This is a genomic window from Bacteroides muris (ex Afrizal et al. 2022) (assembly GCF_004793475.1).
GTDB classification, from domain to species: domain Bacteria; phylum Bacteroidota; class Bacteroidia; order Bacteroidales; family Bacteroidaceae; genus Bacteroides; species Bacteroides muris.
Genome location: NZ_SRYZ01000010.1, coordinates 35,583 through 48,500, shown reverse-complemented (window position 1 = coordinate 48,500; position 12,918 = coordinate 35,583). Strand labels below are relative to the sequence as shown.

The following is a 12,918-nucleotide window of genomic DNA, read 5'->3' as shown; positions in this document are numbered from 1 at the left end:
ATCAAGCTTGACAAAAGTAGACTTTTAGCAGCAAACCTTATAATACTATTTTATCAAATAACGACACTCATTTAACATCCATTACTATTTTTCCTAAAAAGTATAAAGCATGAATTCTATAACCAACAACTAAAAGCTATAAAAGACAGAAAGGGTTGCCCCGATACTAACCAGAGACAACCCTTTCTATTTTATTATTAAAAATTGCTATTCCATAGAAGGAAGCTCTTCACGGGAAACAACAAATTCCTGGCTCATAGCATCCTTCCACCATGCTTCATCAGCATGGACTACCGGGCTACCATCCTCATTTGTCCCGTCATACCACGGCATGAACCAACTCCAACGTGCACCAGATGCCCATTGTTCGGAAATAAGTCCGACCGTACCACATTCACTCAGCGAAACAATCTTGTTTCCATAATTTTCGGCAATGGAAGTATATTCTGAAACACAATCTGCAGTTTCCTTATTATAAACATCACGTCCCACGATGTCTACATATTGATCTCCCGGATACCAATCGGCATCATTGCCCTCGGTAGTCCAAACCCAGATAAGATTATCCAATCCTTCAGTCTTGAAGTAATTGAACATAGCAATCCACAGAGATTTAAAGCTGGCAGCATCCTTACCCCACCAGAACCAGCCACCGGCTGCCTCGTGGAATGGACGCCACAATACCGGAATATCCGCATCTCTCAATAGCTTCAAGTAAGCGGCAGCATTTTTCAAATCTTCGGTAAACACCTTGTTTTCCCAAGTGCCTTCCACTGTGGCATTGGTAGCATCAAACTCCGTATCTGCCTTATAAAAGGCATAATCCTTATTCGGGTCGAGAGCTGTACCGTTATTTTCAAGATAAACAGCAACTGCTGTATAATCATGTCCACCAATGATGAGACCACCTTCTTGCAGGGATTTCAAAACATCTTCGGTAATCACCAATGTATAGTCCCCGGATATGTCAAAATAATCAGTTCCTGAAGCAATCTCGCTCCAACCACTGTTTTTGAACGAACCTTGTGCACCCGCTGCCACATCCTTCACAGCCACGCGTATCACCTGACCCACTTGTGCATCAGCAAAGACAGCTTTTGCAGCATCATCCGTCATCTGTACATTTCCACTCCAATCACCCGGCATTACTGTCTCTCCTTCCCATATTTGGGTAGAAGAAGCTTCGCCTACAGCTTTCTTGGGTACATTCCAATGCCACATGGCAGCTACGATGCCACCTTTGTCAGACCAATCCTTAACAGGAGTAATGTCACCGTAATTAATCCAGTCTGCTCCAGCTACAGATGCCGGCAGATGAACATAGTCGAAACAGTTGATAGCCGGATATTTTCCAGTCCATCCATACACCTTTTCGGACATTTCCGTATTCCAGGCAACATTGGCCATCATAGCTGAAAGTGTCTTCGTCTCAAAATTATCCAGTAGATAATTGTACAGTTTCACAGCTTTGGCCGAAGTGGCAGCAACCAGCGTCTTGTCCAAAGCAACAGTAGAGAACTGAACCGATACAGCCGGAGCAGGCATCTGGTTCGGTCCGGTTACTATTCCCTCGGGGATAGAGAGAGAACAAGCCGTCTCTCTCCCGGGAACATTCACTTTTACAGTCAGTATATTGCTTGCGCCAAGTACATCGGCACTTATCAGTTCACCACCGGTAAACTTGATTTCGCTCAGATTGTCTGTTGCAAAGAATATATTCTTGTCATATTTCACCTCAATAGTGATTTCTCCCGTTTTCACTTTGGCTGCTCCACTTTCAGGAGTAGTAGACACCAATACCGGTGCATCCACTGCTGGGATATCATGATCGACATCAGTATCGCAGGAGGCAAAAGTAAAAGCTGCTATCAACGAAAGCATCCATTTTATATTCAGTTTCTTCATCTTAATTATGATTTTATTTCATTCTTAATCAGGGCATCCATAGTCACATTCTTCAAGCCACAATTCATCAATTTACAATCGTTATTTTTGTAAACGTCAAATCACTGCCCTGAATAATGATACCTACATTTGTCTGGTCTTCACAATCTCCTTGTTTAGCTTGAATATTATCAAGTATCTCCTGAGTCAACGTCAACTCCATCACACGGCTCTCGAAACTCCAGCCGTAAATGTCTGTCGGTACCATAGTCGTATCAAACAAAGAGAAAGCTATGCCACTCCAATCGCCATAGTTAAACTGAGCCTGTGCCCAAGTCTGGTCTTTCTGATCAAAATAGACTTTCATGACAGTGCCTGCCGTTACCTTGGCAAAAGATACAGCCGGTACCAACACACGTCCTCCATCACCCCAACTAATATCGAGCGGACCAGCCCAAACTGTTTCTTCATTGGCAACTACAAGAACATCATAAGCAATTTCACCATTTGAAGAAATCAGTTTTAGGCTATAAGTTCCATCCAGCTCAGCCGGTACATTCAACATCAATACCCCTTTAGCTGCATCATTGATATACTGAACAGCAGCCTCATTCAGCAATACATTTGTCAGCTTATCAGCATTAACAATCTCAAGTTCCACAATTCGTCCCCGAACCAATTTGTCAGGCAATGCCGGCAAATAGGCACATACCGGTTTCTCTATTGTCAAAGACGGTGCTTCCACAGATTCACCATTGGCCATCTTCAAGAGTAAGGCCCCGGTTTCAGCAGTTGTGGGTACAGTCAAGGAAATGGCAGTAGCGGTGGCATCGGATACGGTAACCTCCACATTACCACTGAATACAACAGCCGAAACTACATCCATATTTACTCCTTTGACAGTCAAAGCCTCTCCTGCCGGGACCGTCGCCGCACTATAAGAAATGTTTTCCGGCTTTGCCGTTGCAATAGATACGGCAGTTGCTTTTCCACTATTTGTATTCAATTGCAAATCACCACTAATAGCCGCAGCCGGCATCAAGACCTTTATTTCAGTCGAGTTTTGTGATTCCAATCCTACTGCTTCTTCTACACCAGGGAACGTTACATCAGTCACCAAATCCATATTGGTACCTTTCAAGGTAATCATATCTCCACCACGCAAGTTTACAGCAGGAACAGCCACTACGTTCGAAGGCGTAGCTACTACAACAGTAGCAACCACAACTTTTACATCCGAAGCAGGAAGTACCGTAACTTCTCCGTCCGAGACATTATCCGGCAATGTAAAAGTAAGTTCATCTCCTTCGGAAGAGGCAGTCATCGTAAATTCAACTTCATCCCCATTCGGCATCTGCACTTTCTTCACCAAATCAAAGTTTTCACCAGAAACTCGAATGACATCCCCCGGCTTCTTATCTACCAGGTCGAGTGGAGCCTCTACCGATGGCAAAGTAACCTCCAGTTCCCCTTCAGAATAAATCCAATTGGGGATTTCAGCTCCATCAGACAAGATGAACTTACCGGTCTGAGCAGAATCAGGAACAATAACTTTAATCTCCTGACGGCTTTGACTGACAAACTCATCAGCAGGCACTGTTACCTCGTCAGCAAATATCACTTCTTTAATCAAATTCAAATATTCACCAGTAATGGTCAATTCACTACCAGGCTTTACTTCTGCCGGTGCAAAAGCCTCCAAAGCAATCGGCTCCGTAAATGTCAACTCGGTTTTTGTTGTAATATCCCCTTTCGGAGTCTTCAAGACAACCAACCCCGGCTGGGCTGTCTGAGGTACAGTGACACGGATTTCCGTATCACTGACTACTTCGATGTCTGTTATATCGTCGCAACCGGGAATAGCGACCGCAGTCACTTTATCCATGCCACTGCCTAGGAAACGGAGTACACCGCCGCGGGATACGGGACTCGGTCCGAATACATTCAGACTGATTCCCCCTTTATATTGGTTGGTATCTTCATCATCCCCATTGTCGCAGGCCGTAAACGTCAAGCAACTGAAGAGCATCAGGCACATCATCCACAGTGCCGGAAATTTATATGTTTTATTCATATCAGTATTCTATTTAAAAGGTTATTCAATAGGTACCACACGGATGTTGTCAATCATAATCACCGGATTGCAATCCTTACCTTCCACACCACCTGCCCAGACAAAGAATGTCAATCCGGTCAGCATAGTCTTGTCAAAAGTTCTATCACACTTATTACCTTCATGCGTCTTGTTGAACTCGGACAGATTCATGGAAACGGTTGTCCATTTACCACCCGTATCATACGAACCCGTATTCTTCCAAGGCAACCACAAACCACGCGGCACATTCGTATCACTAAAATAAGCATTAGTTCCCGTCGCATAAGTCACCACATCATTACCCGTAAACATCACTTGTAGAGCGCAAGACTGCCACGGATTGGAAGAAGGAATATTCACCTCGAATTTCAGTTGCAAGCCATTGACGCCATACTCCTCGAGCAGTTCTGCAAACTCAGGACGTGCAGAAAGTTCGGGATAACCGGCAGACGGTTCCGGCCAATAGTTGAACGAGAACTCATCTTCTGCCCAAGTAGCTCCGATAGCACCGTCAAGTGCTCCGGTGAGACAGATATAAGCACCGTCAATACTGTTTTCATCGGCTTCTCTCAACACCTTGCTACCATCGCGCCAACCGTGGGCAATAGCCATACCGCCATGAGAACCGTCCCAGTCAAAGAGAATGTTACGTGTATCATAATAGCGGAACTTGGAACGTCCGGTACCATAAATGGACTTCACGTTGATATAGCCTGCAGGAGCATTGTCCGGAAGAATAAAGCTGACCGCAGTCTTGGTTATGTTCGTAATATTAGTCACTTCCACATTACCGGCCATCGTAATGGTCAGCGGCACATTCGGGTCATCAATGAAATAGTCACCAATCAGTGTCACCTCACTACCCGGCTTTGCAAACTCACAAGAAATGGAGTTCACGGTAGGAGCCGGAACCAACACCTTGAAATCATAATCTATGGTATCCTTTGCTTTGGTCACCATATAAATCTTATCAGTCACTACCGAAGGAATCTCTTTCGGAACATCTACCATAAGTGTATGGTCAGTGATGTAACTGGTATTAAGTATCGCCTTCTGGTCATTGAAATAGAGCTCGTAAACACTCCGCAGATTTTCACCGACCAGACAAATCGTATTCGCCATATAAGCCCCCGTCAGCAAAGAGTCTGCCGCTGCCGGATCAGGGACACGAACATATTTCAAGGTAGGCTTTCCCCCTGCCACTTCATATTTATCCGGTTCATCCTCACAAGCCGCCATGGAAAAGCCTGCTACAACAACAGCTGCCGCGAAGAACCAATTCGTATATCTATTATTTTTCATCTTTTCAAGCATTAAATTAATAACTGAATTCAGAACGTACATCTACGTGTACCGGGTCTTTCATCAAATTAGGATTGAACACCACGTCTTCTGTCGGGAACGGCAATGTAAAGCTGGAGACTGTCACATTCGGCGCCTTTGCATCCGGATTGTAACGGGTCTCGTCCGGATTCACCGTCCAACTGCCGTTTTCATAATAAGCCTTATAAGTAGTACCCAGACTATAATAAACATCACGGCGCTGTGCCTTCAGCTCATTGATAGCACGCTGGGAATCATAATATGCCAAACGTACATAATCATACCAACGGTCGCCTTCGCAAGCCAGTTCCAGCCGGCGTTCCTTCCAGACGTCCTCCCAAGTAATGGAGGTTTTCGGAGTAACTCCCGGAATGGCACGGCCACGTACTGCATTGAAAGCATCCAGTGCACTCTGGTCTGTAGTAGAGGTAGCCAGTCCCATTTTCGCCTCGGCATATACCAGATAGATATCGGACAGGCGCAGGATATGGGTTGCCAGGCCGCTGTACATATTACCAGCCGATACGCCCAAGCCCAATACATGGTCATTATTGTTACCATAGAGATGCTTCACGTGATTGGCACCGGTAGGAGACTGGTAATCGCCATTAGGTCCTCCCTTCCCATATTCGGCATCATAAATAAACCGCAGATAATCAAATCCGCCCTTGTCCTGCCAGAAATAATCGTATACATCACCTGCCATCATCATAGTAGCCTTACGACGGGTATCCGTATCCGAACGCGTCTCAGGACTTTCCAAAGCGGAAATTCCAAATGCATCCTGCAAATCAACCGACGGACCTGCATAGCCGCCCCAGCAATCACCAAATTCATCGAATCCCACCATTGCCAAGTCCGACTGCAACGTATTCTGCTGTGTCCAGGGGTCACGTCCTGCCGACCAGTGCCAGGAGAAGAGACACTCTTCATTCTTGTTGTTTGCCAAACGGAAAACATCGGAATAGTTAGCCAGCAAGTTACGGCCGGAATTATTAATTACATCCTTGGAATATTCTGCCGCTTTCGCCAAATCATCCGCATTGCGGGTACCGGAAAGGCCACTCTTAGTTAGATACACCTTAGCCAAAAGACCTTCGGCACAATAGCGGTCAATACGTCCCGTTTCACCTCTGGCCGGAAGCAACTCCATAGCTTTCTCCAGAGTCATAATGATATATTCGTACACATCTGCTGCCTCCACTTTGAATTTGGAGTTATAATTACCGGAATTCAATTCGTCCGTATTATCATGGATAATGGGTACTGCGCCAAAACTACGTACCAAATAGAAGTAAGCCATGGCTTTCCATGCCAGACACTCGCCCATACACTGATTTTTCACTGCTTCTGACGCATTTGCCGTCTTCAAACGAGTATATACAGTATTGGCATGGCCAATCACTGCCCATAGAGAATAGGACATGTTCACAAGGTTTTCATCCGTACCATTCACCGTAAAATTCAAGTAAGGGCTGTTTCCCTCGTATACGTTTCCGGACAAGATTTCACCGACTTTAATAAAACCGCGCTGAAAGTCATACCAAGGTGAGTTATAAAGATAATTAACCCCCTGCACACATTGTTCGTCATTCTGATAGAAGTTCGATTCGTTATAATTGTCTTCGGTAGGACGGTTCAGGAAATCCTCGCATGAAACTGTTCCCATACCGAGTACAGCTGCAAACGCCCAATATTTAATATATCTGATTTTCATGTTTTCTTCAATTTAAAGTGTTAGAATGAAACGTTCAAGCCGAATGAATAAACTGTAGGAGACGGATAACGTCCGTTGTCCAAACCATAGACATTGACGCTTGAAGTGCTGGCACCAATTTCAGGGTCATAGCCGTCATAACCGGTAATGGTCAGCAGGTTCTGGATATTGGCATAGATACGCAAGTTGCTCAGTCCCAGTTTATCAATCGTCTTTTTCGGGAAAGTATATCCCAAAGAGATGTTCTTCAGACGGATATAAGAACCATCTTCAATATAACGGTCACTGATACGGTCGTTGTCATTCGGGTCATTGATAGTGGCGCGTGGAATGGAAGCTCCCGGGTTTGCCACCATGACGTTAGACACATCATTATACCACATCGTTCCATCTTCGTAGACCTTGTTCGGATTGATAGGAACAAGCTGTGCACGTCCGTTTACAGCATTCAGCTGGTTAGTCCAGGGAGAGTTCATATGTGTCAGCTTCATGGAAAGGTAGTTGTACACCTTGTTGCCATAGGAACCGTTGATGAAAACGGACAAGTCGAAGTTCTTGTAACGGAAAGTATTGGTCCAGCCAAAAGTAAACTTAGGCATCGGAGAACCGATATTGGTCTTGTCATAGTCGTCAATAACGCCATCGGGCACACCGTCAGGACCACTGATATCCTTATATTTCACATCACCCACCCATACGGTATTGGTACGGTCGAATACACCGTTTGCCGGGTACTTGGCAGGTTTCGGAGAAGTCTGAAGGTCCTCCAGGTCCTTGTAAACACCATCACAAACAAATCCATAGAAGTTATAAAGTGATTCGCCTACACTGGATACACTGACTACATCGGTCCACTGTCCGTAACCCACAATCTGCGCATTGGCTGTACCAGCCAATCCTTTCAGTTTGTTCTTGTTGAAAGAAATCTGGAAGTCAGAATCCCATTCAAACTTACCCGTAATAGGATGTGTGTTCAGAGAGATTTCAAAACCGGTATTCTCTATGTCACCATAGTTACCTTTCGGAGCAGCCAATGCAGAAGAGGCATTACCGGAAGTACCCATATAAGAAGGCAACTGCAACGGCATCAACATATCACTGGAAGTTTTCTTGTACCACTCTACCGTCAGGTTGATACGGTCGTGCAGGAATCCCAAATCCACACCGACGTTCCATTGCTCCTGGGACTCCCATTTGATGGAAGTATTCGGTATATTGGAGGGGCGATACCCCATACCCAGACCGGAAGGCATACGACTCATGGATGTACCCCAAGCATAACCACCGATGTTGGCATTACCAGTTTGTCCCCATCCCAGACGCAACTTACCGTTACTGATGACCTTCTTCAACGGTTCAAAGAACGTTTCGTTGGAAAAGCGCCAGGAAGTAGCCAATGAATGGAAGCCTGCCCAACGGTTCTCGGGACCGAAGTTTGAAGAGCCGTCATAACGATAGGTATAAGTACCCAAATAACGGTCGGCATAGTTATAAGTCAGACGTGTAAAGAAAGATGCCATAGACGAGCTTCCAAAACCTGCATTGATAGTCGGGGTTCCCGTACCCAAGGCAGGATTGTGCACTTCATCCGAAGGCAGACCGCTATTGAACACACTCGTGAAGTCATAGCTGGACTCCCAGCACTCCTGGCCCACCATGGCTGTATAATGATGCTTGTCGCCTATGTTTCCGGAATAGGTCACATAGTTCTTCAATTGCCAGAATGTACTGCTGTTTTTCTGGATATTGCTTTCATTACTGGAACGTACCCATCCACCCAAATCAACCATCGGCTTGTAGCGCTCACCTTTGCTGGAACTGATGTCATAACCCAATTCGGCATGCCATACCAGATTTTTAATCGGAGTAACCTCAAAGAAAATATTACCCGTCAGTTTCTGACGGTCCAGCAGAATGTCATCCATCATGGCAAGGGCAATCGGGTTAGGATTCGTGTAGCCTTCGCGAACAACGGTGGCATAGCTGCCATCCAGATTATAGATAGGTATATCAGGAAGAGTGGTCAACGAGTAGTTAATCAAACCTTCATCACTGTCTGCCAGTTTCAGGTCATCACCCGTTGCTGTATAGGTGGCGGTCAAACCGAGTTTCAACCACTTCTTCAGTTGGGCATCCAAGTTGGCACGGAAGCTGTAACGGTTAAAGTTTGAACCGATGATGGTACCGTCCTGATCCATATAGGAAGCTGATACGTAGTATTGTATCTTCTCTGTACCACCTTGTGCCGAAATCTGGTGCTGATGCTGCAAAGCAGTCTGGAAGATGGCGTCCTGCCAGTTTGTACCTACTCCCAGCAGAGAAGGATCGGCATAATAATTACTAGGGTCAGAGATTTCACCCATGTTTGCCAAATCATTATAATAAGTGGCATACTCACGCAGATTCATCATATCCAGACGCTTTGTCTGGCGTTGAACGGCAAACATACCGTCATAAGTAAACTTAGCCTCACCCGCCTTACCACGTTTGGTCGTAATCAAAACCACACCATTGGAACCTTGCGCACCGTAAATGGCGGTTGCCGAAGCATCTTTCAGAATTTCCATACTGACGATATCAGCAGGGTTGATGGTGGAAAGCGGAGAAATGGTGGAAACCGAGCCATTACCCAGTGCATCGCCCAAACCATAAGATGAACCGCTTTGTCCCTGACTCTGTACAATCACACCGTCAATTACATACAACGGCTCGGCATTGGCATTGATAGTGGCCTGACCACGTACGCGGATAGAGGAGGAAGAACCCGGAGCACCGGAAGTGCTGACTGCCGTCACACCGGCAGCACGCCCTTGAAGGGACTGGTCGAGATTGGTGATAATAGAACCCTTAATCTTGTCTTCACTCATGGAAACGGAAGCACCGGAAAGGTCGCTTTTCTTCATCGTACCGTACCCCACAACCACCACTTCGTCCAACATCTCAGAGTCTTCCTTCAGCGTGATGTTCACTGTTGTCTGGTTCGTTATCTTTATTTCCTGGCTGACATAGCCTATAAAGGAGACTACAATGGTAGCTCCCGGTTTCACATTCAAGGCAAAGTTACCGTCAATGTCGGTAATTACACCATTCGTTGTACCTTTTTCCAATACATTGGCACCGATAATAGGGCCCATAGCATCACTGACGACACCCGTAATTTTCTTTGTTTGCTGCACTGCCTCAACGGTATCCGTCGATGATACTGCGAAAAGCTGAGGAGCATAACCCAGACTGAACACCGAGCATATCCCCGCAAGCAGCGCTGTCTTTCTAAAATTCAAATTCATACTGTATTTCTTAGATTTAAAACAAACACAAAACCTCCCAAAAGAAGATTTTTTTAGTTAACAAAAATGAGACTGAGTCAAAAAGCCCTGATATACTATCACAGCCTTGACATTTAGGTTTACTTCCAAACAGTCCATGTCTTCATAGTTCCGTTTTTCCTTTTTTTCCATAGGCACAATTCTTTTTTTCTTAAATTATTAATGGTTAAATCATATTGCTTTTTCCCGAAAGGGTCATTTCTTCAGTTCGTCCCGTACCATTCTTCCCCATTCCTTCATATCTGCATCTTTCCAGTTTCCCTCGGAAGAAGCCGACGGATAGAACATGGAGCAAGTCTCATCCTTGTCAGACAAAGACCAGGCCACCCAGCTGATGGAATGCCGCTGCATCCAGTCCAACCAATTCCTCCACTCTTCTTTACTGATGGGGCCGTCCCCGCTTGCCTCCATACCGGCACATTCGGAAACGAAAATCGGCAAACCCTTTCCCAGAGCATAGTCGGCGCGGTCGCGCAGCCACTGTCCGTGGGTATTGGCATAAAAGTGAAGTGTATACATTATATTGCTATATCCGGTAATAGGATCATCTGCTGCCAAATGGATGTCCTGGTCCCAATGCGGACAACCGACGAGGATAACGGCATCCGGCTCTATGGCACGAATCGTCTTGACGACCTCCACAGAGTATGCCTTCACCTGCTCCCAACTGTCTTCCACCGGTTCGTTGAAAACCTCATAGATGACATTCGGAACCCCCTTGTAACGGGTAGCCATTTGCGTGAAGAATTCCTTTGCTTCTTCCTGCCGCAGATTGTGGCTATGCCAGTCGATAATGACGTAAACGCCGTTCTCGATAGCGGCGTCCACCACTTTCGTAACACACTCAATGCCGAACTCGGGCTTGTTCACATAGCAGGCGCTATCCAAATCCACTCCCATAGAGGCCCGAAGCACCTGCGCGCCCCAGTCATTGACCAGACAAGCAACCGAAGAGGCATTGTAGAAACGGGGCCAGAACTGATGCCAGCCATAGCTGACACCGTGCAATACCACCGTGTCGCCTTCGGTATTCATCAGCTGCGTACCATTGACTATCAATGCCGGAAGCGTTTCCTCCGCACTTTCATTCTTCGACGGGTTTGTGCCACAACCAATGGTCATACCTAGGCAACAAACCGCCAACATAACTTTCCATATGCTTCTCATATCATACTTAGTAATTAGAGTTATACATCTTTCCTGATAACGGTAGGAACGCTTTGCACATGCTTATATTCTGATTTTCGGGCAGGGATTACACGAAAAAGCACGGACAGGTCTAATTTTGCAGCTTCCGGTTTTCCGCTTTGATTATTTCAATAGTGCTGTCTGTGGCAAAGACAGAGTTCAGTCCTTGTTGTTCCTGAGCCGGGTCACCGGTATAGTCATCTCCCTTTTCCCAGAATACATGGTCGGGATTTTGTCCGGCTAAACCGCCCCATGCCCAGAAGTTGCATCCGGCAAAGAGCCCGCCTCGCTCACGGTCCTGGCGGATAAGGTCGAATACATAACGGTAATATTCATCGCGGGCAGTGGTCGGTGCCTCTTTGGAGAAGCTGAAGCCGTCGCGAGGAAAACCGAACTCCTCCAAAACAATCGGCTTGCTGTACTTCCGGGCAATGACCATGTGGTCATCTATATACTTCCTGGTATTCTCCTTGGCACGCGGAAGAAGTTCCGTCAGGCTGTCAGCCTTCACCCAACTCCAGTTGTAGGGCCAGATGTGGATATTCAGATAATTGATGTTGGGGTCGGCATGAATCTTCTCGAAAAGATTCATATCCATTTCGCATCCCCACGAGCCCTCACTGCCGGAAGACACCATGTGGTTCGGGTCGAGTGACTTGATTTGTGCAGCCACGTCTGCCATCCAGCGGGCAAACGGCTCCTTGTTCTCGTCAGAGAAAGCGCGAGGCTCGTTACCAATCTGCCAGGACATAATAGTAGGGTCATCCACATATTTTATCTGATTATACCTATTGGTGCGTGAAACAATATAATTGACATGATTGGCAAACAAGGCCTTCGCGCTGTCCGATTGGGGGAACTGCTTGACATACTCCATGTAGGCGGGCCATCCGTCTACGGCAGGTACCACGGCATCACCGTGTCCGGACCATTGCAGGTAAACGGAATAGCCACCGCTCCATTCCCAGGAATTGTTCAAATAGAGGACAGCTGTCATATCGCGTTCACGCAGTTCATTCATAAAATAATCCAATCCGGCTAAAATAGTATCATTATAGACGCCCGGTGCCACTTGCAAAGAGGGCTCTACCCGCGTCTTTATGCCATTTTCACCGTCAGCACCCACCAATACGCGAAGGTTGTTGATGCCAATACTTTTCAGAAAGTCCAGCTCCTTATGCAACCGTTCACGATTGCCGCCTTCACCTTCGGAACCAAGAATGGCACCGTACCAGAAATTGGCACCTACAAAATAATAGGGCTTTCCGTCGCGAACGAACTGTCCGTCAGCATTGACCCTGATAAACGAATGTTCCGCAGGCTCGGGGGCACATGCTCCCAAAAGGAATAAAAGTACTGTCAGTAAAAGGAATTGTTTCTTCATA

General features: G+C 46.2%; 7 protein-coding genes. All 7 read right to left on the bottom strand.

Annotated elements, in window-relative coordinates; all coding sequences use genetic code 11:
• Positions 1-207: 207 nt before the first annotated feature.
• On the bottom strand, positions 208-1,905 hold the full coding sequence (locus E5355_RS06665) for a glycosyl hydrolase (RefSeq protein WP_117589156.1): 1,698 nt from the start codon (positions 1,903-1,905) through the stop codon (positions 208-210).
• Between the two features lie 67 nt (positions 1,906-1,972).
• The gene (locus E5355_RS06660; protein WP_005825014.1) at positions 1,973-3,958 is read right to left on the bottom strand and encodes a hypothetical protein; all 1,986 of its coding nucleotides are present in this window, start codon (positions 3,956-3,958) and stop codon (positions 1,973-1,975) included.
• Positions 3,959-3,979: 21 nt separating this feature from the next.
• On the bottom strand, positions 3,980-5,281 hold the full coding sequence (locus E5355_RS06655; RefSeq protein WP_005834814.1) for a glycan-binding surface protein: 1,302 nt from the start codon (positions 5,279-5,281) through the stop codon (positions 3,980-3,982).
• Positions 5,282-5,297: 16 nt separating this feature from the next.
• A complete protein-coding gene (locus E5355_RS06650; RefSeq protein ID WP_005825019.1) occupies positions 5,298-7,019 on the bottom strand; it encodes a RagB/SusD family nutrient uptake outer membrane protein in 1,722 nt (573 codons plus the stop codon).
• Positions 7,020-7,039: 20 nt separating this feature from the next.
• A complete protein-coding gene (locus E5355_RS06645) occupies positions 7,040-10,306 on the bottom strand; it encodes a SusC/RagA family TonB-linked outer membrane protein (protein WP_005825021.1) in 3,267 nt (1,088 codons plus the stop codon).
• Between the two features lie 234 nt (positions 10,307-10,540).
• Positions 10,541-11,512: a glycoside hydrolase family 5 protein gene (locus tag E5355_RS06640; RefSeq protein ID WP_136009681.1), complete on the bottom strand. Its 972-nt coding sequence runs from the start codon at positions 11,510-11,512 to the stop codon at positions 10,541-10,543.
• Between the two features lie 112 nt (positions 11,513-11,624).
• On the bottom strand, positions 11,625-12,917 hold the full coding sequence (locus tag E5355_RS06635) for a glycoside hydrolase 5 family protein (RefSeq protein ID WP_136009680.1): 1,293 nt from the start codon (positions 12,915-12,917) through the stop codon (positions 11,625-11,627).
• Between the last annotated feature and the right edge of the window lies 1 nt (position 12,918).

Coding starts and splice junctions, on each gene's coding strand:
- E5355_RS06665 (WP_117589156.1), bottom strand. CDS start 1,905: ATGAAGAAACTGAATATAAAATGGATGCTTTCGTTGATAGCAGCTTTT.
- E5355_RS06660 (WP_005825014.1), bottom strand. CDS start 3,958: ATGAATAAAACATATAAATTTCCGGCACTGTGGATGATGTGCCTGATG.
- E5355_RS06655 (WP_005834814.1), bottom strand. CDS start 5,281: ATGAAAAATAATAGATATACGAATTGGTTCTTCGCGGCAGCTGTTGTT.
- E5355_RS06650 (WP_005825019.1), bottom strand. CDS start 7,019: ATGAAAATCAGATATATTAAATATTGGGCGTTTGCAGCTGTACTCGGT.
- E5355_RS06645 (WP_005825021.1), bottom strand. CDS start 10,306: ATGAATTTGAATTTTAGAAAGACAGCGCTGCTTGCGGGGATATGCTCG.
- E5355_RS06640 (WP_136009681.1), bottom strand. CDS start 11,512: ATGAGAAGCATATGGAAAGTTATGTTGGCGGTTTGTTGCCTAGGTATG.
- E5355_RS06635 (WP_136009680.1), bottom strand. CDS start 12,917: ATGAAGAAACAATTCCTTTTACTGACAGTACTTTTATTCCTTTTGGGA.